This window comes from Leifsonia xyli subsp. xyli str. CTCB07, assembly GCF_000007665.1.
Lineage (GTDB): Bacteria > Actinomycetota > Actinomycetes > Actinomycetales > Microbacteriaceae > Leifsonia > Leifsonia xyli_C.
The window spans coordinates 552,412-572,461 of the sequence record NC_006087.1 but is presented as its reverse complement, the minus strand read 5'-3'; the positions used below and the strand labels follow the sequence as shown (position 1 = coordinate 572,461).

Genomic DNA, 20,050 nt, shown 5'->3' with positions numbered 1-20,050 from the left:
CCAACAAAAATCACAAGTATCAACCAGTCACGTGCCTGTCACCAGGCCGACGAGGGTCAACGGGCCGCAGCAGCCGTCTCGACGAGCTCACGAGCATGGGCAAGACCACTCGCGGAGTCAGGGAGGCCGGAAAGGAGGCGGGCCATCTCCGCGATGCGCTCCTCGCCGTCCAGCCGGCGGACGCTGGAGGCGGTGACCGAGCCATCGCTGCCCTTGACGACGGTGAGGTGATTGGTCGCGAAGGCGGCGACCTGCGCGAGGTGGGTCACGACGATGACCTGGGCGCTCTGGGCGAGCCGGGCGAGGCGGCGGCCGATCTCGATGGCGGAAGCGCCGCCGACGCCAGCGTCGATCTCGTCAAAGATGAACGTGGGCACCGGGTCGCTGCCCGCGATGACGACCTCGATGGCGAGCATGGCCCGCGACAGCTCGCCACCCGAGGCGCCCTTGCCGAGCGGGCGGGGTTCGGCTCCGGGATGCGGTCGCAGCAGGATGGCGACCTGATCGCGACCCGTCGCGGTACACTCCTCGCGGTCCGTCACCTCCACGACGACGCGCGCGTCCGGCATGGCGAGAGCGCGGAGCTCATCGGAGACCGCCGCGCCGAGCCGGGCGGCGGCGTCGAGACGGCGTGCGGTGAGGTCGCCGGCGAGCTCGGCGACGAGGCGGCCATCGGCCTCGACCTCGGCGGCGAGCCGCTGGATGAGCTCGGCGTCGCCGTCGAGCTCCAGCAGGCGCAGGCTCCCGGTCTCAAGGGTGGCGATCGCATCGTCCAGACTCGGGCCGTATTTGCGGACCAGCGTCGCGAGCGCGGCGCGGCGCTCCTGGACGGTCTCCAGCTCGCGAGCGCCGTCGGTGTCGAGCGCCGCCAAGTAGGTCGAGAGCTGGGCGGCGATGTCCGAGACGGCATAGTTCGCGGCGGCGACGGCCTCGGCCAGCGGCGCGAGCTCCTGGTCGTGCGGGGCGGCGCGCTCCAGCTGACGGCGCGCGCTGTCGAGCAGGCCGAGCGCATCGGCGGCCTCGGACTCCTCCGCGGAGAGCCGCTCCCGGGCCCGGGCGGCGGCGAGGCGCAGCTCCTCCAGGTTGCTGAGGCGTTCGGCCCGCTCCGCCAGCTCGTCATCCTCACGGGGCTGCGGGGCGACCGCCTCGATCTCGGCCATCGCGATCCGGAGGTCGTCGGCCTCGCGGGAGCGCCGCTCCCGATCGGCGACGAGTCTGTCCAGCTCGGCGCGGTCGTCGCGCCAGCGGTAGAAGACCTGTGCGTAGGCGTCGAGAGCGGCGGCGAACTCCGGACCGGCGAACCGGTCGAGCGCCTCGCGCTGAGCGGTCGCCGAGCGCAGCCGCAGCTGGTCGGACTGCCCATGCACGACCACCAGCCGGCCGCCGAGCTCGGTCAGCACGCTGACCGGCGCGCTCCGGCCGCCGACGACCGCGCGCGAACGGCCCTCCGCCGACACCGAGCGGCTGAGAACGAGTTCCGCCTGACCGCCGTCGAGCGGGTCCAGCTCCCCGCCCGCATCGTGGACCCGATCGGCGACCGGGCCAGACGGGGGGACCCGCCAGCGGCCCTCGACCCAGGCCTGAGCGCTGCCCGCGCGAACAGCCCCCGTGTCGGCGCGCTCGCCGAGCAGAAGCCCGAGCGCCGAGACGACCATCGTCTTGCCCGCCCCCGTCTCGCCGGTGATCGCCGTGAACCCCGGCCCGATCGGCAGCGCGGCCCCGGCGATCACACCCAGGTCGCGGATGGCGATCTCCTCGATGCCGCCGCCGGAGACGGCGCGACGCCTCTCAGTCACGACCGTCCGGCCCTCTCCATCCCGTCACCGGGAGCGTGAACTTACGCACGAGCCGGTCGGTGAACGGCCCGGGGTGAAGCCGGGCAAGCCGCACCGGGATGGGCGAGCGCCGCACCACGACACGCGCCCCGCGCGGCAGGTCGAACGCCCGCCGGCCATCGCACCACAGGACTCCCTCACCACCGGCGCCCTCCAGCAGCTCGACCGCGAGCGAGGAGTCGGCATCCACCACCAGCGGGCGCGAGAACAGGGCGTGCGCGGACAGCGGCACCAGCAGCAGGGCGGCGACGCCCGGCCAGACGACCGGACCGCCGGCCGAGAACGAGTACGCGGTGGACCCGGTCGGGGTGGACATCACGACGCCGTCGCAACCGAAGCTCGACATCGGCCGGCCATCGGCTTCGATGACGACCTCGAGCACCCGCTCCCGGTTCGCCTTCTCCACCGTCGCCTCGTTGAGCGCCCAGCTCTCGTAGACGACCTCCTCGCCGACCTTCACCCGCGCAGAGAGCGTCATGCGCTCCTCCACCTCATAGTCCTTCGCCAGCCCGCGGGCCACCGCCGTCTCCAGGTCGTCGCGCTCGCTCTCGGCGAGGAAGCCGACGTGGCCGAGGTTCACGCCGAGCAGCGGCGCCGGGCAGCCCCGGACGAGCTCTGCGGCGCGCAGGATGGTGCCGTCGCCGCCGAGGACGATGACCAGCTCCAGCTCGGCCGGCGGCACCTCGGCTCCGAGCGCCACCACCGTGGCCAGCTCGGGCTCCGCCGCGAGGAGATCGCGCCGCTCGCCCTCGCTGAGGACGGGAACGACGCCGGCGGCGAGCAGCTGGCGGCAGACGGACACGCCCGCGGCGAGCGAGTCCCGGCGACCGGTGTGCGCGACGACGAGGATGTAGCGTTGCGCCGCCACCGTGTCCGTCACATCGTCTCCTCTCGGTGCCTCACCCCATTCTGTCGGAGAATCCGGCCACGACGGACTCCGCGGCCGGACTCGCGGAAATTCGCCAGCCGCCCTCAGCCGGCCCAGCGGCGGCTCAGAGGAGGTCGGTGACGATGCCGCGGATGAAGTCGGCGACCTCGCGCGGGCTGTGCCCGAACGGGTGGCCGTCCAGGCTCGCAGCCTGCTGCACGAGCTCTGGCCAGGCCAGAGCGGCGCTCCGGCGGGCGGCCGTGCGCTCTGCCTCGATCGCGGCATCGACGACCTTCGTGTTGAACCGGCTGGTCGCCTCGCACTCGACGGCGACCCACGAGTCGAACAGGGCGCGGGTGAACGCACGCCAGTTGCCGGCGTCACCGGTCGCGCGGATGGTGGCGAGGGCGGTGGCCAGGGTGTCGCGGCTCGGGCGGGCGAGCCGGGAGACGACAGCCTTGGCCAGGGTGGCCGCGACTTTCGGGGGCTTGCTGAGCAACTCGTGGAGGTCGGCGGCGGAGTAGTCGGCCCACAGGTCGATCAGCCGGTCGTCGAGCTGCCGCCGTTCAGCGGTCTGGACCCCCCGATGAAGTCGTGCAGAGCGCGGGCCGAGTCGTAGGCGGCGTGCTCGTCGGAGCGGATCGCGTCGAGGACGAACTCGCGGTCGGCAGGGTGCTCGGGACGGACGAGCGCGGGGAGCTTATACGCCTTGCGGAGCGCGCGGGCGGCGACGAAGGTGCTGGAGGGGTCGTCGCCGTCCCCGGGGGCGCTCCGGGTGCTGGCGGCGGCCTTGGTGAACTCATCCTCGATGTCGTTCAGGTCGGCGGCGGCGGGAGCGGCGACGGCGTCGAGGAGATCCTCGGCGTAGGCGCTCTCCTCCGCCCGGAGGTAGCTGCCTTACCATCAGCGAGGTCTGGCTCCGGCTGCTCGAGTCGTACGGCCGGCCGGAAGAGTGAGGACGCCGGTGCTCTCCCGGTTGTTCCTCGACTCGCCGATCAGCCGGCTCGGCTACCTCTACGCCAATGCGGTCGGCCTCGCCTGGGGCTTCCTCTGGAGCACCGGACGCATCGAACGCCGCGACGGTCTGTTCGTGTTCCGCGGTCTGCCGACGGTCCTGTTCGGCCGCGGCGGTTCCTGCGTCGGCGCGTGCTACCTGACCGATCAGAACGTGTCGGACGACGTCCTGGAGCACGAGGCCGTCCACAAGCGGCATGCGAGCCGGTCGCGACCCACTCCGCAATCGGTTCGAGATCGAGGCCGGCCTGGAGAAGGGAGGCTACCGGTGACCCGGACCATCGTCATCACCTGTGCGAGCTCGGGCATCGGCGCCATCGCGGCCGCGAACCTCGCTGCCGCCAGGGATCGGGTGGCCGTCGTCGGCCGGAACCCCGAACGCACGAGAGCCGTCGCCGAACGGATCGGCGCGACCCCTTTCCTCGCCGACTTCGACCGCCTCGACGATGTCCGGGCGCTCGCCGGCGCCCTCCTCGAGCGGTACGAGACCATCGACGTCCTCGCCAACAACGCCGGCGGTCTTGAACCACCGCCGCGAACGAACCGCCGACGGCCACGAGCGCACCATCCAGGCCAACCACTTCGCCCCCTTCCTCCTCACCACCCTGCTGCTCCCCCGTCTCCGTCACACGGCGAGCCTCGGCCGCGATGTCCGCATCATCGCGACCGCCAGCGTCGCCCGCCGCTTCGGCGATCTCCGCCTCGACGACCTCGACTGGTCACGCCGCCCCTGGCGCGGAGACTGGCCCGCCTACGGCACTGCGAAGATCGCCACCATCCTCTTCACCGAACAGCTCGCCGAAGTCCTCACCGGCACCGGCATCGCCGCCTACTCTTTCCACCCCGGATTCGTCGTCACCAACTTCGGCGCGACCTCCCTCATCCGTCTCGGCTCAGCGAACGGCATCGCCCCGACAGCCGGGGCAGCTCCCCTCGAGCGCCTGGCCGCGGAAGCGAAGGTCGGCGCACCGACCGGTTCCTACTTCGACCGCTTCCGCGCCAACGGAAAACGGAGCGAACAAGCCAGGGAAGCACAGCTCGGCCGCGATCTGTGGACGGTGACGGAGCGCATCGTGGGGGTTCAGCAGGGCTAGACGCACTGCCCAAAAAGGTTGGTGAGGTGGGACCTTCTGGGTGCGGTGCGTCCGATCCGACGTGACTGGTTGATACTTGTGATTTTTGTTGGGTAGTGTGTTTGCCGTTCGGGGGTGTTGAGGGGGGTTCGGCTGGTGGTTTGGTTTGATGAGGCCGTGGCGTTGGTGTTGGTTCGTGTGTGTCGTGGGCTGGATGAGGAGCTTCGTGGTGAGGGGTTCTTCGTCGGGGGGCTGTGGAGACGGCCGCGCATGATTTCTCGGGTCGTTACGCGGGTCTGTTTGCTGCGGCTGCCGTGCTCCTTCATCGAGGCGGCGGATCGGGGCAGGCTTGCTGGTGTGTTGTATGGCCTGGCTGAGCAGGTCGAGGTTGCGGTGCTTAGGGCGCGGGAGGAGGAGAAGCGGCGGAGAGATCTGGCGGGGTGGCGTGAGCGGGAGGCGGTGCGTGAGCGTCGTCGTGTGACTGCGGACGTGGTGGGTGTGGTCGGTGCTGGTATTGATGGGTTCTTCGATCCCCGGCCGTCGGAGGTGGTGGTGCGACCGCCGGTGGTCTCGGCTGCCTTCTCACCGCGGGAGCGGGAGCGCACTTCGGGTGGGGGGTCCTTGGGGAGGAGTTCGGCGGTTCCGGACCGGTTGCGGGTGTTTGTGTCGCAGACTCGTGCGAGCACTCTTGTTATGGAGCGGCGGTTGGCGGTGTTGCGGGATGCGTGGTCGGCGTTTGTGGCGTCGTGTTCGTGGGTTCCGGTGGAGTCGGCGACGTTTTTGTATGTGTTTGAGCGACTTTTGGCGGAGAGCCGTGCTGATGCGGTGTGAGTTGAGCGGGTTGCTGCGGCGTTCGATGCTGCCGTTGGTGGCACGGTTTCGGATCGTGCTCTGGATCTTGTTGCGACGGTGGTGCGTCCGCTCAGCGATGACGGTTTGCTGGGTGCGTTCGCGTCGTTGACCGTGGTGGAGTTGCGGGTGTTGTTGGCGGCGTCTCCGGGTCTGCAGGCCCGGTTGCTGTCTATGGACCCGGTGGCGGTCAACACCTGGTGGCACGGTCTGGGGTTGGGTGCGGTGGGTGCTGGTGGTTTCTCGGCGCGTCAGGAGTTGTTGCTGGCCGCATTCCCTGTCCTGTTCGGGAACCTCGAGGGGATCCCGTATGGGGCGAGGGATGAGGCGAATCGGCGTGCGTTGGTTGCTGCGATCGCGGGGTTGGAGAAGCAGATCGCCGGGTTGAAGGCCCGTGTTGGGGATAGCTCGGTCGTGAACGGGCCGCTGTTGCCTGGGGTGCTGGCGATGAAACAAACCCTCCGAGACAGCGAGGAGCAGTTGAAAGCGCTGAAGAACATCCGCACCGCCCTGCAAAGGACAGCGACATGGGCGTCTCGTTCTCTGATTGTGTTGACGGGTGATCGTCCGCCGTTGGCGGCGGTCGCGGTCGGGGATCTGGATACGGCCACGACGGTGAGTTACGCCGTTCCGGGGATGGGGACCACGACCCGGGGGATGACGGGGTGGGCGAAAGCGGCACAGAACCTGCGCGCGCTTCTTCCCGAGGGCAGTGCGGTGGTCGCCTGGATCGGCTACGAGACCCCGCCGTCGCCGAGTGTCGGGGATCCGGACTTCGGGGTGCTGAACGTCAACCGGGCGGTCGGGGGGGTAACAAGCTGGTGTCGGCGCTGGGGGGTCTGTCCGCCGTGCGCGCCGCCTCCCTGCCACGGTTGTCGGTGGTCGCTCACTCTTACGGTACGACCACTGCCACTGTCGCGCTCTCCCAGCCCGGGGTGCGGGTGGACACGTTTGTGACGTTGGGGTCGGCGGGGTTGCCGGACAGTGTTCGGTCGGTGGGGGATCTGAACGCGGGGGCGGTGTATTCGGGTCATGCGCGGGATAAGTTTCCCGGGGAGCGGGAGAGCGGGGATCAGTGGGCGTGGGTGGGTCGAGACAGCAGTCGTGACCACCGGGTGAACCCGATGGCCCCCGAATTCGGTGCGAAGACCTTCGGTGTCGAGACCGGCGGCGATGCCGGGCGGATCGTGACCGAAATTCACAGTCCGTTGATGAGCGATGACGGTGCTGAGGAGGGGTATCTCGACCGGCAGACGGAGTCGTTGGCGAACACGGCCCGGGCGGTTTCCGGGGAGACCGGGTCGATGACACCGTATGCGCCTTTGGGGCCGACGAATGTTCAGAAGGGTTTGCAAGAGGGAATGAGAAGGGGTGCTTTTGTTGGCTAGGGCTGGTGTTCGGGTCTGTGCGGTCGTGTTCGCGGTGGTCGCTCTCGGCGCGGGAGTGGTCGGCTGTTCGGGGAGCGGGCCGGCAGGGAAAGGAACGAGGACGAGTATGACGTCGAAAGCAGCGGAGAAGGCGTTGACGCCGCGGGAGGGTCGGGACGCGGTGGTGGAGTTCGTCATCGGGACCACGAAACAACTTGAGGTCACCGGGTGGTGGCCACGCAACGGTGTGGCGGCAGCGGATGAGTGTGGGCTTGGTGGGGGTGTGCTGGGGGCAAGCTACAGTTACGACCACTGGGCCCCGCGGGGGACGGATCATGCCGGGGACGCTGAGCGGGTTGCGGCGTATTGGGAGTCGTTGGGGATGCAGGTGCGGATTTCGGATCAAGGGGGTCCGGTTGTGTATGGGTCGGGCGGTCCGGTGCTCCGTGCTGATTTCGATACGAACGCTTCCGACAACGTTGGCGCGTTGGCGCGGTGCTCTCCCGGGGACTTCTGGGAGTTGAACGAGGAGGATCAGGCGGAGCGGGACCGGGGGAAGGTCCTCCCGGGGATGAGGGTGTGATTCCGTGGGAGCAGTGGAACACCCTTGCTCCCTCATCCCCCTCCACATCCGCGCCGTTGGACGGTGTCGACCCGTGACATGTCCCGGGCGTGGGAGACGGTGAGCGGAGCGGCCGGGGTGGGGCGCGTGTTTGTGAGGGGTCTTCGCCAGCTGGCGGCCGTATCCGCGGTGGGTCTCGTCTTCAGGGTGGCGGGTGCCGGGTGTGCGGCGAAAGCAGCGGAGAAAGCGATGACGCTGAGGGAGGGAGACGCCGCCGGCTCAGCGGGGCACCGGCTGCGCGATCGCCTCCACCGGCATCCCGACGGTGTCCGTCAGATGCTCGCGGATCTCGGTCACCAACTCCCACGACCCCATCACGATCGCCCGTGTCTGCCCCGGCCCGTCGCACAGCATTTCCGCCGCCCAGGCCCGAACCGCCCGCATCGCCGCTTCCCCGTGCGCACAGCGCTCCGAGGTCCCGGGGCGTCCGGTCCGCTCCGTACGGACCAGCCATGTCACCGTCATCCGCATCGGAGCGGCGAGCGGAATGACCTCCCGCACATCCTCGACCTCGACGAACACCCGCCCCCGCGAGCACAGCGGCAACAGCGCCAGCTCGGCCTCGAGCTCGGTCAGTGACGTGCCATCCCCGACGACGAGGAACTGAACGCGGTCGTCGTGGTGCGCGGTGTCACCGGTGTGTGGCATGATCGGGCCGATACATTTCGCCTTCGATTATAAGCGAGGCTTACCTAAGTTCAACCGTCACGGTGGCGTCTCGAAGGGGATGCCCAGCATGCGTTGGTTCCCTCGGCGCCGCTTGTCACCGCCGACCGGCAGACCCCACCCCCACCCTCCACCCTCCACCGGATGCGCACGCCGCATCCGTCCCTTCCGATCGGGTCGGTGGCGGGGCATGATCGAGGCATGCGTCCAACGCCGGAGTCCCCCATCGCCCCGATGCTCGCCCGGGCCGTCCCCGTTGTGCCCGATCCGGGCAGCGCCTCCGGGGGTCTCAGTTACGAGCCCAAATGGGACGGCTTCCGCGCGATCGTCTACGCCAGAGACGCCGGAGACCGTTCGGTCGGGGAGGTTGAGACCGGCAGTCGCGGGTCCAAGACACTCACGCGCTACTTCCCCGAGTTGGTGAACGCGTTCCGGCGCATCCTGCCGGGCCCGTGTGTGCTCGACGGCGAGATCGTCGTGCCGACCGGCGACCCCGGCAGTGTCTGGATTGGGAAGCGCTGTCCCAGCGCATCCATCACGCCGCGAGCCGGGTGAACCTGCTGTCCGAACAGACCCCCGCAGCCTTCATCGCCTTCGACCTGATCGCACTCGGCGACGAGTCCCTCCTCGATCAGCCGTTCTCGGAGCGTCGCGCGGCGCTCGGGTGCTCGAGGTCCGCTACGACCAGATGGAGGGGATGCGCTTCCGTCACACAGCGCAGTTCGAGCGCTGGCGGCCCGACCGCGATGCCCGATCGTGTGCCTTCGAGCAGCTTGTGCGCCCCGTGGCGTACGACCTCGCCAGCGTCCTCAGCTGACGCGCGGCCGTGGAGCCGGGCCGTGTGTGAGCCACGCGCCGCACCGCGCCGCCGGCAGCGTCCGCGTCAGCTCTTCTTCGCGCGGCTCGGCTGCACGCGCGGGGGCTCGCGAGGTCACGGTGCCACCCAATCGAGCAGGGTCCCGATGCTGCCCGGACTCTCACCGAACGACTCCCAAGGATCGCCGACGCTGCGCAGGCGCTCCGGCACGGTGAGCACGGTGAAGTCGCGCGGATCGACGTGTTCGAGTTCATCCCAAGTGAGGGGAGTGGAAATGGGGGGCGTGGGCCAGCGCCCGCGGGCTGTACGCCCCCACCATCGTCCGATCGCGATTCGCCTGGTTGAAATCGACGAAGACTCTCTCTCCGCGCTCTTCCTTCCACCACGCGGTCGTGACGCTGTCCGGCATGCGCCGCTCGAGTTCGCGGGCTGCGGCGATGACGGCGTGCCGGACATCCATAAACTCATACGCCGGCTCAATCGGGGCGAACACTTGAAGACCGCGGTTCCCGGAGGTCTTGACGAACGCCTCCAGCCCCGCCTCGGCGAGCACCGTGCGCAAGTGGATCGCGGCCGGGACCGCATCTGCGAATGTGGTTCCCGGCTGCGGGTCCAGGTCGATGCGGAGCTGTTCTGGGGCATCCGTGTCCTCCGCGCGGGAGGGCCACGGATGGAAGACGACCGTGTTCATCTGCGCCGCCCACATGGCCGCCGCGGGCTCGTCGAGGACGAGCTTCGGATGCGTCCGCGCACTCGGATAGACCACCATCACCGAACGCACGAACTCCGGAGCGCCTCGCGGCGGGTTCTTGGAAAAGAACTGCTCGCCGCCGATGCCTTCGGGAAAGCGCTGAAGCGACACCGGGCGGTCCCCGTTCGCACGGACGAACGCCTCACCGACAGCCACGAGGTAGTTCGCGAGGTCCGCTTTGGTGATCCCGAGCTCCGGCCAGAGCACCCGCCCCGGGCTCGAGATCCGGATCTCGCGGTCGCCGTGCGGACCCGGAACGGTGAGCACAATCGCGTCGCCTGCCATGCGACCACGGTAACCCCCGAACAGACGGTGACAAGAGTGTGAATTCCGTGTGGGATGCGCGCCAGGCACTCTCGCCGGAAGCGAACTGGGCGAGAATAGCGATGCGTCCGCCCGCCGGGCTCGCACTGGAACGAGGTGAGTCCCTCTTGAGGATCGTCAGCTAAAACCTCCGCAAGCATACCGCGGGCAACGAGCTGGAGGACATCGCCTCCGCCCACGAGGTGGACGCGCTGTGCCTCCAGGAATGCGACAGCGAGGCACTGCCTGCGCGTTTGCATCACCTCCGGCTCGCGGACGCCACTCGGGCCAACCGTCTCGGACTCGCTCTGTATGTGCGCGATGAGCGGTATGAGATCCTCGACACCCAGGTCTTCGCCGTCAACAAGTCCCTGCACGACCGTGTGCTCGCCCCCGCGAACGAGCGGCTCCTCGCCGCCCTCCTCCGGGACCGCGACTCCGGGGAACGGGTTTTGGTCGGTTCGTTCCACGCCGCCCCGCTGACGGCCTCCAACTCTCTGCGGCGCAAGCAGATCGCCGCCGCGCACGACGGGATGCGCTCGCTCGCCCCGGACACCCCGGCGATCATGGTCGGGGATTTCAACTATCCGTGGTTCATTCGCGGGCTGGAACGCCACCTCACCACGTCCGGTTACACCCTCAAGCGCAGCGACGAGCCGACCTATCTGCTCTACAAGTTCTTCAGCGGCCACTTCGATTTCGTCACCTCCACCGGTTTCGATGTCGAGCGGGTCAATGTCCTCCCCGCGGGGGCGTCCGACCATCGGGCCATCCGGCTCGACGCGCAACGAGCGGCTTAGCGGCAACGACGGCGCGACGCCGTACGGGCTGCCGGGTCCTCACCGGATGCGGGCGCGCTCACCGACGCTCACGACATCGGCTCCGAATCGGGCGACCGCGGGTTCGATGAGTTTGTTAACGCCAAAGTAGAATGGACCCCGTAGCGCCGACTTGGAATGGACCCCCTGGCTCCAGGCTAGGAGGGTGATTTCAGTGGATACGTGGGCAGAGATCCGGCGGTTGCATCGGGCGGAGAAGATCCCGATCAAGCAGATCGCGCGTGATCTTGGTGTCGGGCGGAACACGGTTCGGCGGGCGTTGCGGGGCGAGGATCCTCCGGACCGGTCGCGGGGTCCACGGGGCTCGAAATTTGATCCATTCGTGCCGCAGATCAGAGCGCTGCTGGTGGAGTATCCGCGGATGCCGGCGTCGGTGATCGCGGAGCGGGTGGGATGGTCGTTCTCGTCGTCGTTGTTCCGTGACCGTGTCGCGGAACTGCGGCTGGACTATCTGGGTCTGGACCCGGCGGATCGGCTCTCTTATGCGGCGGGCGAGGTGATCCAGTGCGATCTCTGGTTCCCCGAGACGCGGGTGGCGGTCGGCGACGGGCAGGACCGGATCTTGCCTGTGCTCGTGATGTGTCCGGGTTCTCCCGTCGGATCGAGGCGGTCATGCTCCCGTCCAAGCAGGGCGACGACCTGACCTCGGGCATGTGGTCGCTGTTGCAGCGATTCGGTGGGGTTCCGCGCTCGTTGCTCTGGGACAGGGAAGCCGCGATCGGTGGTCTCGGGAAGCCCACCATCCTCGCGGCGACGTTCGCGGGAACGCTCGCGACGAGGATCAAGCTCGCGCCCGCACGAGATCCGGAGACCAAAGGTGTTGTCGAGCGCGCGAACAGATGACTTGGAGACCTCGTTCCTGCCGGGACGGATCTTTCAGAGCGTCGATGACTTCAACGAGCAGCTGACCGGATGGTTGGATACCCGCGCGAATCAGCGGAAGGTCCGCTCGATCGCGGCCCGCCCGACAGAGCTCGCGAACGTTGACACGGCGGGGATGCTGGCGCTGCCGGCGAAGCCATCCGCCGTTGGGCTCACCCACCGGGTCCGCCTCGCCCGCGACTATTACGTCCTCCTCGATGGGAACGACTACTCCGTCCCCGGTTCATTGGCCGGTTCGTCGATATTCGGGCGTCGCTGGACGAGGTCGAGATCACCAGCAACGGGCAACCCGCCGGCAGGCATCTCCGGTCGTTGCGGACAGGGCAAACGATCACGGCTCCCGAGCATGTCACACAGGCCGCGAAGCTCCGCGCTCACTACCAACGCCCGAAACCTTCCGGGGTCAGAGAACATCCAGATGGGCACCGCGTCCAGATTCGGGCGCTGTCGGACTACGACGCCCTGTTCGGCATCGACTTCACGACCACGACCACGACCGAATACGAGAAAGAAGCACGATGACCATCAAGAACAGCACGAGCGACGTTCCGATCCCGAAGACCAGCAAGCAGGTCTCCTCGAAGCTTGCCTATCTCGCCCGGGCGTTGAAGACGCCAACGATCGGGAGGGTTTGGGAAGACCTCGCCGGCCGAGCCAGAGACGAGAACTGGGCGCATGAGGAATACCTCGCCGCGGTCCTGGAACGCCAGCTCGCGGACCGGGAATCAGCGGGCACCACGATGCGAATCCGGACCGCGCACTTCCCCGCGATCAAAACCTTGGAGGACTTCAACCTCGACCACCTCCCGTCGCTGCGCAAGGATCTTCTCGCACACCTGGCGACATCGACGTTCGTCGTGAAAGCGGAGAACGTGATCCTCCTCGGCCCTCCCGGGATCGGGAAGACCCACCTCGCGATCGGTCTTGGCGTCAAGGCCACTCACTCCGGGCACAGTGTCTTGTTCGACACCGCGAACAACTGGATCGCCCGCCTCGCGGCCGCTCACCACCAGGGACAGCTCGAAGCCGAACTGAAGAAGATCCGCCGTTACAAGCTCATCATCATCGACGAGATCGGCTACATCCCCTTCGACACCGACTCCGCGAACCTGTTCTTCCAACTCGTCGCGTCCCGTTACGAACAGGGCTCGATCATGGTCACCAGCAACCTGCCGTTCAGCCGCTGGGGCGAGATCTTCGGAGACGACGTCGTCGCTTCAGCGATGATCGACCGCCTCGTCCACCACTCCGAAGTCCTCACCCTCAACGGAGACTCCTACCGCACCCACGGACGCCGCGACCTCATCAAACAGACCGACAAGAACTAAGCTCAACCAACGAAGAAGGGGTCCACCCCAAATCGGCGCAAAAGGGTCCATTCCAACTCGGCATCAACAGAGACGGACGCGGCCGGGGCACCACCGGCAGGCTCCGGCAGAACGATCTGCGATCTCTCCGGAGCCGGTGTGTCCGCAACGATATCCGCCCCGCGCTCCGGGCGTCCCGGCTGCCGCAGGAGTCGCGCACGCTCTCGCACGAACGCGATGCCGGGGAAGCTGATCTGTCTCCCGGCTCCGGTTCGATCACCCCGAGAAGCACCAGCCGCGATCGGACGCCTCCGACCCGGCGCCCGACGGCTGCCGCTATCTCCGGGAAGCTCACACCACGGTGATAGAAGTCAACGATCCGGTTCTCGTCCTCTTCTGTCCAGCGGCGGTAGGCGTTGGGATGCGCTTGGTCAGCGCGTCCTCTCTGGCAGCGTCCTCGGCCCTCTCCCGGCGAGGTGAACTGGACGCTGAGCACCTCGCGGAGAGAGTAGCGCGCGATGGTGCGTTCGCTGGCGTTGTCCCAGCAGGTGAGCGCCTCGTCTTCGACCGTGATGAGGGACGACTCGATCTGCGCGCAAGAGTCGTCCACTAATGAGATGTTCAGCATGATGAGTCCCCCGTTTGCCGTATGGAGATGGTAAATGTAGCCCATTAATGGGTCATATTCAAGACCGGCCGAGGCCCCGGCGACAAGCGATCGAGAGGCACGCACGGTGGGCGGCATCGCGAGAACGGTGTGCGGGCGCCGGGCTTCCCCCACCGGCACGCATTGCGTTCACAGACACTCGAACGGAGACCGCCGAGTGCCGGCAGAGCCCCGAACGCTCCTGCCAGCGGCGAGTCTCTCACCGCAGACGCCGCTGACGCGGTCAGTACCCCGTTCGCTCTTCCCGCAGCTGTGCGAGGTCGCGCCAGATCAGAAGCTTGAGGCGTGCCGGCCTCTCGCGCTCGTAGTCGGCTTTCAACGCCTCGACGCCGCTGAAAGCGTCTAGGCTGGCCTCGATCGCCTGCCCGATCTCATCCCAGGCGTCGCGGCGACCGCGCTCCACGAGAGCGAGCAGCTCTTCCTCCGAGTCCGACTTGGCGCGGAGGGCGGTGGCGAGATCCGTGGCGGAGTCCCGGCGCAGACGCAGGTTCGCGACATCGACATCGCGGTAGTCGTGAGGATGCTGCGCATCGCCGCTGAGCCCCTCGGCTATGGACAGGTCCTCGTCGAGCCGTCCTGCGGCCTCGCCTTGCTCGGCGGCGAGCACGCGCAGCATGGCGGCAGCCTCCGCGGTGTGCCGCGAGGGAACGTAGTCATGGCCATCTTGGATGGTGTCGACCATGATGTGGTTCTTCATGACCATGCGGGTGGCGTATTCCGCGAGGAGCATACCTTCCTCGACGGACTGCTCCCGTGTCGGAGCGGACGGCTTCGGCAGAGCGGCCTCATCGAACGGACGCGTCCTCACCGTTCGGTCTGGACCTCGCCAGAGCCACTTCGGCCAGCGCATTCCTGCCCACATCCCTTCGATCGCGGGGCGCCGATGACAGCGCCCCGCCCCCATTCTGTCTCATGGCTCAGTTTGATGGCCGGGCGTGGAAGAACGCATTGGCACGAGCGGTGAACAGTAGGGACAGCACGAGGAACGCCCACAGAATCTCCACGACACCGCCGGCGAGCTGGTGCGTGAGCAGTTGCAGGATGCCGTTCAGAACGCTGATGATCATGACGATGGTCACCACGGCGCGGGAGAACGTGTTGCCGTTCAGGAGACCGCGGGCGACGAGGAGGACGACGATCCCGATGACGATCGACAGGATCGCCGAGGTCGTGATGCCGGCAAGCGCACCAGTGTCGTCTGCCCGGGCCATCGAGTCGCGCACGAACAAGACGATCGCGCCGCCGACGATGCTCAGCACGCCGTTGATGTAGGCGAGCACGGCGACGAAAGTGACGGAACCGGGACGTTTGGGCAACGCGGGCCTCCTTAGACGCTGGGTGGTCGTTGAGGCGAGAATACCGGTCCAAAGGCGCTAAGTGGAGGGCTATCCGCGGCGGTTCCTTCGGGATGCCGGCAGCGGTGCGACGAGGCCGGACCCACCCTGGGATCACGCACGCTCGCGCCGTCCAGACAGCGTCCGGATGTCGGTGGCCGGTGGCAGAGTGGGTTCATGGCCGGTGTGCGCTATGAATTCGAAGCGGAGCTGTTCCGATGGGCGGCCCGACGCGATCTGTGGGTGTTCGCGAGGCTCCCGGAGGAAGTGTCAGAGGAGATCCGGTCGCAGCCGCATCCACAGGCGGGATTCGGATCGGTGAGAGTCGAGGTCACGCTCGGCGGGTCGCGGTGGTCGACATCGGTGTTCCCGGAGAGCGCGGAGGGCGCGTACGTGGTAGCGATCAAGGGAACGGTGCGGCGACGGGAGGGAGTCGAGATCGGAGATACGGTGCGGTTGGGGGTGGAAACGGTTTCCTCGGCGAGCGGGCTGTGAGCCCGGGCTTCGCCGGGACAGGAGGCTGATCAGCCGACTGCACGGCGAGCGAAGGCCAAAGCAGTCAACGCGACGCAGTCAGCGCAGCACAGTCAGCGCGACGCATCAAAGCAGTCAGCGCGACGCGAGCCATAGGCGGCGGAGTCAACGGCGGCGGAGTTCAGCCCCGAAAGCCCCGGCGAATGGAGAGAGCAGCGCTACGCCCGGAAGCGCCGTCGCGGACGGTCCCGCGGCAGGGGACGATCGCGTCACTCGTCGCCCTGCCGCCGGCGGCGGAACGAGCGCGCGTTCATCCTGTTGGCGCACGTCCGGGAGCAGTAGCGACGCGAGGCATTGCGCGAGCGATCGAGGAAGTAGTCGTCGCAGCGTTCGGCGGAGCAGCGGCGCAAACCATCCCAGCCACTCTCGTCGCCGACCAGTTCGGCCAGAGCGGTCGCCGTGTTCACGGCCGTGCGGGAGAGAGGATCGGGACGAGTGCTTCGCAGCCGGAGCTGCCAGCGTCCGGTCGGACCGATCACGAGCACGGGGTTCGCACCGGCGCCGGCCAGCATCCCGTTCAGGATGCCGCATGCCTCCGCAAGGGTCTTCGCAGCGAACACGGCGCGCAGTTCGCGGCGCAACCGGCGCAACCGCATGCTGTCGGGCAGACGCTGGACAAGGACGCCGACGTCCGTGTCGTGGACGAGGACGGAGGACGCCAGCCGACCGCGACGCCACTGGCTGAGTCCATTCGCGAGGTCGAGGGCCAGCTCGACATCGTCGACTCGCTGGACGGTGCTTTCATGCATGATGCTCACATGTTATGGAGGAAAACGCGCGCAGGCGAACCAGCGATGTCTCCGCGTGTCGGCGAGAGGCCGGTGCGGTGTGGAGACCTCAGCGGTTGCGTCCGGCAGAGCCGCGCCGCCGAGGCGCTCACCGTGCAGCGCAGTCTGCCTCTTCCGCCCCCAGCCCGAGCTCACCGTTCTCGAACACGACGAAGCGGCGAAGCCCGGCTCCGGCCATGCGCGACCTTCAGCGCGGGGAGGCCGGGGACGAGAGTGGCAGCGCTGAGCGCGTTGCCGGGCTCTGGCCGTTCGCACCGCAGGAGCCGTCGCCTCCCGCGGAGAGACCGGCACGTGATGTCTGTGTGTGCCGGAACCTGATTCAGATTCGGTGGCGAGCCGAGGCCGCTTCGCTCGCCCAACCGGCGAGCACGATCAGGTCGAGACCCTTCTCAGCCCGGACTGCTGCCCCGGTCCCGCGGTCACCGTCGGCGCGCTTTGGCGTGGGACGTGAGGGAGACCAGGTGGAGAATGAACGAGCTTCCCGCAGGGACATTATACGACACTTGCAGAGGCGAGGCGACGGCTCCGGCTGGGGTGTCGTTGTCCACCGTGCCCTGGCTCGTTCCGTCGACCACCACGTCGTAGCTTCCTTGGGCCATCCCCGACACCTGGAGGACGCCCGTATGCGCCGTCCCCGACACATTCGTCATGTCCAGCCTCAGATCGGCGCTGTCCTTGCCAACGATCGCCTGGGTGTAGCGGTCATTCCCCAACTGCACCGACAGTTGCTGCGTCACGAGGTTCAGCCACTGCTGGAGGCCGTCCGATGGCAGCACAGTGTACGAGTACCGATCGGAGCTTTCGCTGCCGCCGTAAACGACTGTGCCGAAGATCGGGTCGTCGGTGACGAGGTCTGTGCTCAGAGTCTGCACAGCGCCCCAGAGCCCCAGATCGGACTCGCCGGTCATTCCGCGCCGACCGTTGAGGAGCTGGACGTTTGTGCCTCCACCGAGGCCGAGCGTCCCGAGAGTGCCTTTCTCCGCCTGGTAGGTCCACGCCGACGCGCCGATATTGGCGGCGACGTCGCTGATCTGCCCGGAGTTGACATTGGCCAGGTTCATGAGCTTGGCGCCGTAGTTGAGGCGCTCCATGACCGACCGCTGGCTCGATGACACCGCATCGGGTCCCGTTTGCAGAGCGGACGTTCGGTTGAGTCATCCATCGTGTACCCCGCGAGGGCAGCGCTGTACTGCGACTCCCACCAGCTCTCCCCGAGGTTCGTGGTCGGGTCCGCGTACCAGTACAAGACCGGCGTCTGCCCGCGAGTGGCCCGCGTTTTCGCGACGATGTCCCGCATGATGCGCAGAGCGTTCGTGCGATCCGAACTCAGGTTCAACGCGGCCAGTGTGTAGACGGCCTCCTCACCGGTGTTGTCGAACGAGTACTCCGATCCGTAGGGATACTTGCTGGAGGCGAAGTTGCTGTACTTCGTCGCCATCTTCGACACCACCTCGTCCGCCTGGCTCGTCATCCCCTCTGCCCGCAATGCGGCGATGAGAGCGGGTGTGGTCTGCTCGCCCTCAGCCCCGTGCTCCAGTTGTACGAGATCGAATCGCTGTAGAGCTTCTCGAACACGTTGAAAGCGACGTTCAGGAACCAGGTCGCCGGGTGGGTGTAGGCCACCAGACTGGGGTACTTCTTCTCGATCTGGTACATGCCGAAGAAGGTATTTTAGACGTGTGGATAGGCATACCCCCCGGTAGCTCGGCGTGTCATTCGCCGAACCAGGTTTGCCCTGCTCCCAGAAGTCGTAGACGAGGTAGCTCGGTTCCGGGCTGTCAGGGGTGTTTCCCATCAGGTTCTCCCACACGGCCTTCTCCAGATACATGTCGAGCGATGACACCTCGCCGGCGACCGGCAGAACGCTGTTCTTCGCGGCCAGGAACTCACCGTGGGTGAGGCCCCAATCGTCTCCCAGTCCCCAATAGCCGTTGTACTCGTTGCGGCGCCCCTGCGGAGGGCTGCTCGACGTTGGCACCGAGCCATCGGAGGCGTTCATCATCCAGTCGTCGTAGGTGCCATAGCGGATGTCGGACGGCGAGAGGCCATCGGCCGCAGTCCACTGCTGTCTCGTCACCATGAAGTTGGCGTGGTCGTTGAGGAGCGAAGCGGGCTTGTCGATGACGAAGAACTGCAGCACCGAGGACCGCGGCCTTCCCGCCGAGTCTTTGTAGGCGACGGTCACCTGGTTGTTGCTAAGTTGGGTGCGTTCGAAGCCGAGCCGATAGATCGAGTACGCACCGTTGGTGCGGTTGAGACTTACCGACGGAGTGGTCGGCGAGAGGCCGTGGAGATCGTTGAGGTTCTTGGCCGTCACCGAGGAGATCGACCCTTTGACCCGGATCCCGATCTCCACCTGCTGGTCGTATGGGACCACCATCCCCGGCTGCACGGCGACATCGAGCGAACCCTGGGCGTACAGCGCATCCTGACGGTCGGCGTCCGACGTGGTCTTGGCGATGCGATAGGTCAAGGTCTTGCTTCTCCCGGAGCCCAGGTTCAACGCGGTCGACTCCAGATATCCGCGGTTGGTCTTTTGGATCGCCATCGATTTCGGGTAGTACACGTTGAGGCCCTTGAGGTTGGAGCCCTCGTCGCTGGAGTTCCATGCCCACGATGTGTCCCCGACCTCCTGCGTGCGCCAGCGATCCTGGTACTCGAATCCCGATCCGGTCGCGGAGTCGGAGGACAGCAGGATCGACGGACCCTGACCGCTCGGGCGCCCGATGGCGATAGAGGAACTGTTCTTCCCGATGTACGAGTGAGCGATCGTCCGCGTCTCGTAGATCTCGTCGCCGCCCTTCCACAGTTCGTTGTTGGGGACGGGTATCCCCCAATCGCCGATGACGAGCCGCCGGCCCGATGTGTTGGTGACGGTCTGCTTCCACACGAGCGAGCCATCGGTGTCGAAGGAGTAGTTCTCGGTGAAGGCGAATCCGGAGATGCCCTGATCTTTGGCGGAGTTCTGATACGTGATCGTCACCGAATCCGCTGTCGCACTCACCGTGCGCCCGTCCGAGGACTGCGTTGTCCAGGCGGTCCGCCAGGGGGTGGAGCCGACGCCTCTGACAGTCGTGTCGCCGGGACCGGTGGCGTAGGAGAAGAGGACGTTCCCGAGCCACTGCTTGTACTTGGCGTCGGGCTCATTCCCCTGGTCTGGGGCGACGTCGGGATTCATGACGTACTGCTTGTCGTAGAGATCGCCCGGGATCTTCAGCTACTGAATGCTCCCGTCGCTCGCGAAACCGATGGCGAGCTGACCGGAGTTCAGAGTGTACGGGTACGTTTTCGCTCCCGCCGCAGCGGGAGCCTCAATCGCCACGGTCCCGATTAGCGAGAGCGTGAGGAGCACCGCGGATGCCCCTCGGACGGTTCTGATGGAGGCGCGTTGCATGCTTTCGTCCTCATCGTCAAGAAGAGACCGCTCCGGCACTCGCTGCCGAGCGGATGAGTGGAGTGCCGCCGAGCCACCGGAGAAGCAGAGGGAAAGCGAACCCGGGAAACCGGATGCGCCGCCACTCCCCTGCCGTTTTC

19 protein-coding genes and 4 pseudogenes are annotated in these 20,050 nt (G+C 67.2%); 12 read left to right on the top strand and 11 right to left on the bottom strand.

All coding sequences use genetic code 11. The features are described from left to right. Nucleotides 1-56: 56 nt before the first annotated feature. From recN to LXX_RS02740, 3 genes are all read right to left on the bottom strand, one after another. Nucleotides 57-1,796 carry a DNA repair protein RecN gene (recN, locus tag LXX_RS02750; protein ID WP_011185529.1) on the bottom strand — a complete coding sequence of 580 codons (1,740 nt, stop codon included), beginning with the start codon at nt 1,794-1,796 and terminating at the stop codon, nt 57-59. Continuing rightward, nucleotides 1,789-2,703, bottom strand: coding sequence for an NAD kinase (locus LXX_RS02745; protein WP_011185528.1), 915 nt, complete (start codon nt 2,701-2,703; stop codon nt 1,789-1,791). Before LXX_RS02745 ends, recN begins: the two co-directional genes overlap by 8 nt. 124 nt (nt 2,704-2,827) lie before the next feature. After that, entirely contained in the window at nt 2,828-3,202 is a 375-nt protein-coding gene (locus tag LXX_RS02740; RefSeq protein ID WP_041767153.1) for a hypothetical protein, read from the bottom strand. A 453-nt stretch (nt 3,203-3,655) separates the two neighbouring features. On the opposite strand from LXX_RS02740, the pseudogene LXX_RS15255 reads away from it, so the two are divergent. The 7 genes and pseudogenes from LXX_RS15255 to LXX_RS02715 all read left to right on the top strand — a co-directional run bounded on the left by LXX_RS15255 (nt 3,656) and on the right by LXX_RS02715 (nt 7,589). After that, nucleotides 3,656-3,989, top strand: a pseudogene (locus tag LXX_RS15255) (Fe-S oxidoreductase). Beyond that, a pseudogene (locus LXX_RS15250) lies at nt 3,986-4,186 on the top strand (SDR family NAD(P)-dependent oxidoreductase); the annotation flags it as partial. The pseudogenes LXX_RS15255 and LXX_RS15250, both read left to right, overlap by 4 nt. Before the next feature lie 52 nt (nt 4,187-4,238). Then, nucleotides 4,239-4,811: a hypothetical protein gene (locus LXX_RS02730; RefSeq protein WP_223227699.1), complete on the top strand. Its 573-nt coding sequence runs from the start codon at nt 4,239-4,241 to the stop codon at nt 4,809-4,811. Between the two features lie 249 nt (nt 4,812-5,060). Further along, nucleotides 5,061-5,621, top strand: a complete 561-nt coding sequence (locus LXX_RS02725) for a hypothetical protein (RefSeq protein WP_155806767.1) — start codon at nt 5,061-5,063, stop codon at nt 5,619-5,621. Nucleotides 5,622-5,726: 105 nt separating this feature from the next. Further along, complete coding sequence (locus LXX_RS16110; RefSeq protein WP_192807310.1) at nt 5,727-6,596, top strand: alpha/beta hydrolase; 870 nt, start codon at nt 5,727-5,729, stop codon at nt 6,594-6,596. After that, nucleotides 6,488-7,027, top strand: coding sequence for an alpha/beta hydrolase (locus tag LXX_RS16525; RefSeq protein ID WP_370558452.1), 540 nt, complete (start codon nt 6,488-6,490; stop codon nt 7,025-7,027). Before LXX_RS16110 ends, LXX_RS16525 begins: the two co-directional genes overlap by 109 nt. 106 nt (nt 7,028-7,133) lie before the next feature. Beyond that, nucleotides 7,134-7,589: a hypothetical protein gene (locus LXX_RS02715; RefSeq protein WP_041767147.1), complete on the top strand. Its 456-nt coding sequence runs from the start codon at nt 7,134-7,136 to the stop codon at nt 7,587-7,589. A 258-nt stretch (nt 7,590-7,847) separates the two neighbouring features. Here the strand turns inward: LXX_RS02715 and LXX_RS02710 are convergent, their stop codons facing one another. Further along, the gene (locus LXX_RS02710) at nt 7,848-8,276 is read right to left on the bottom strand and encodes an SIP domain-containing protein (RefSeq protein WP_011185526.1); all 429 of its coding nucleotides are present in this window, start codon (nt 8,274-8,276) and stop codon (nt 7,848-7,850) included. 219 nt (nt 8,277-8,495) lie between these two features. On the opposite strand from LXX_RS02710, the pseudogene LXX_RS13350 reads away from it, so the two are divergent. Further along, nucleotides 8,496-9,111: pseudogene (locus LXX_RS13350) on the top strand (hypothetical protein). 250 nt (nt 9,112-9,361) lie between these two features. On the opposite strand, the gene ligD reads toward LXX_RS13350, so the two are convergent. Beyond that, nucleotides 9,362-10,147, bottom strand: a complete 786-nt coding sequence (gene ligD, locus LXX_RS02700; RefSeq protein WP_370558461.1) for a non-homologous end-joining DNA ligase — start codon at nt 10,145-10,147, stop codon at nt 9,362-9,364. Nucleotides 10,148-10,341: 194 nt separating this feature from the next. On the opposite strand from ligD, the gene LXX_RS02695 reads away from it, so the two are divergent. The 3 genes and pseudogenes from LXX_RS02695 (at nt 10,342) to istB (ending at nt 13,214) form a co-directional block, all read left to right on the top strand. Next, entirely contained in the window at nt 10,342-10,965 is a 624-nt protein-coding gene (locus LXX_RS02695; protein WP_223227744.1) for an endonuclease/exonuclease/phosphatase family protein, read from the top strand. A gap of 184 nt (nt 10,966-11,149) precedes the next feature. Beyond that, a pseudogene (gene istA, locus LXX_RS16520) lies at nt 11,150-12,408 on the top strand (IS21 family transposase). Further along, nucleotides 12,405-13,214 (top strand): IS21-like element ISLxx1 family helper ATPase IstB, encoded by an 810-nt coding sequence (gene istB, locus LXX_RS02685; RefSeq protein ID WP_011185523.1) that lies wholly within the window; start codon nt 12,405-12,407, stop codon nt 13,212-13,214. Before istA ends, istB begins: the two are co-directional and overlap by 4 nt. Nucleotides 13,215-14,083: 869 nt before the next feature. On the opposite strand, the gene LXX_RS02680 is transcribed toward istB, so the two are convergent. Together LXX_RS02680 and LXX_RS02675 are read right to left on the bottom strand one after the other, a co-directional pair. Then, complete coding sequence (locus LXX_RS02680; RefSeq protein WP_223227698.1) at nt 14,084-14,668, bottom strand: hypothetical protein; 585 nt, start codon at nt 14,666-14,668, stop codon at nt 14,084-14,086. Between the two features lie 109 nt (nt 14,669-14,777). Beyond that, nucleotides 14,778-15,176, bottom strand: coding sequence for a DUF7144 family membrane protein (locus LXX_RS02675; RefSeq protein WP_041767141.1), 399 nt, complete (start codon nt 15,174-15,176; stop codon nt 14,778-14,780). Between the two features lie 195 nt (nt 15,177-15,371). On the opposite strand from LXX_RS02675, the gene LXX_RS02670 reads away from it, so the two are divergent. Continuing rightward, nucleotides 15,372-15,689: a DUF1905 domain-containing protein gene (locus LXX_RS02670; protein ID WP_011185520.1), complete on the top strand. Its 318-nt coding sequence runs from the start codon at nt 15,372-15,374 to the stop codon at nt 15,687-15,689. Nucleotides 15,690-15,937: 248 nt separating this feature from the next. Here the strand turns inward: LXX_RS02670 and LXX_RS15230 are convergent, their stop codons facing one another. The 4 genes from LXX_RS15230 to LXX_RS14095 all read right to left on the bottom strand — a co-directional run bounded on the left by LXX_RS15230 (nt 15,938) and on the right by LXX_RS14095 (nt 19,910). After that, nucleotides 15,938-16,477, bottom strand: a complete 540-nt coding sequence (locus tag LXX_RS15230) for a CGNR zinc finger domain-containing protein (RefSeq protein WP_041767139.1) — start codon at nt 16,475-16,477, stop codon at nt 15,938-15,940. 458 nt (nt 16,478-16,935) lie between these two features. Next, complete coding sequence (locus LXX_RS12505; protein ID WP_050737814.1) at nt 16,936-17,607, bottom strand: hypothetical protein; 672 nt, start codon at nt 17,605-17,607, stop codon at nt 16,936-16,938. Further along, entirely contained in the window at nt 17,574-19,694 is a 2,121-nt protein-coding gene (locus LXX_RS02660; protein WP_050737813.1) for a DUF5695 domain-containing protein, read from the bottom strand. The genes LXX_RS12505 and LXX_RS02660 overlap by 34 nt, the downstream gene beginning before the upstream one ends. Nucleotides 19,695-19,733: 39 nt before the next feature. Then, nucleotides 19,734-19,910 carry a hypothetical protein gene (locus LXX_RS14095; RefSeq protein WP_155806765.1) on the bottom strand — a complete coding sequence of 59 codons (177 nt, stop codon included), beginning with the start codon at nt 19,908-19,910 and terminating at the stop codon, nt 19,734-19,736. Nucleotides 19,911-20,050: the final 140 nt, after the last annotated feature.

Coding starts and splice junctions, on each gene's coding strand:
- LXX_RS02725 (WP_155806767.1), top strand. CDS start 5,061: ATGATTTCTCGGGTCGTTACGCGGGTCTGTTTGCTGCGGCTGCCGTGC.
- LXX_RS02715 (WP_041767147.1), top strand. CDS start 7,134: ATGACGTCGAAAGCAGCGGAGAAGGCGTTGACGCCGCGGGAGGGTCGG.
- LXX_RS02710 (WP_011185526.1), bottom strand. CDS start 8,276: ATGCCACACACCGGTGACACCGCGCACCACGACGACCGCGTTCAGTTC.
- ligD (WP_370558461.1), bottom strand. CDS start 10,147: ATGGCAGGCGACGCGATTGTGCTCACCGTTCCGGGTCCGCACGGCGAC.
- istB (WP_011185523.1), top strand. CDS start 12,405: ATGACCATCAAGAACAGCACGAGCGACGTTCCGATCCCGAAGACCAGC.
- LXX_RS02670 (WP_011185520.1), top strand. CDS start 15,372: ATGGCCGGTGTGCGCTATGAATTCGAAGCGGAGCTGTTCCGATGGGCG.
- LXX_RS15230 (WP_041767139.1), bottom strand. CDS start 16,477: ATGCATGAAAGCACCGTCCAGCGAGTCGACGATGTCGAGCTGGCCCTC.
- LXX_RS12505 (WP_050737814.1), bottom strand. CDS start 17,607: ATGGAGCGCCTCAACTACGGCGCCAAGCTCATGAACCTGGCCAATGTC.
- LXX_RS02660 (WP_050737813.1), bottom strand. CDS start 19,694: ATGAATCCCGACGTCGCCCCAGACCAGGGGAATGAGCCCGACGCCAAG.
- LXX_RS14095 (WP_155806765.1), bottom strand. CDS start 19,910: ATGCAACGCGCCTCCATCAGAACCGTCCGAGGGGCATCCGCGGTGCTC.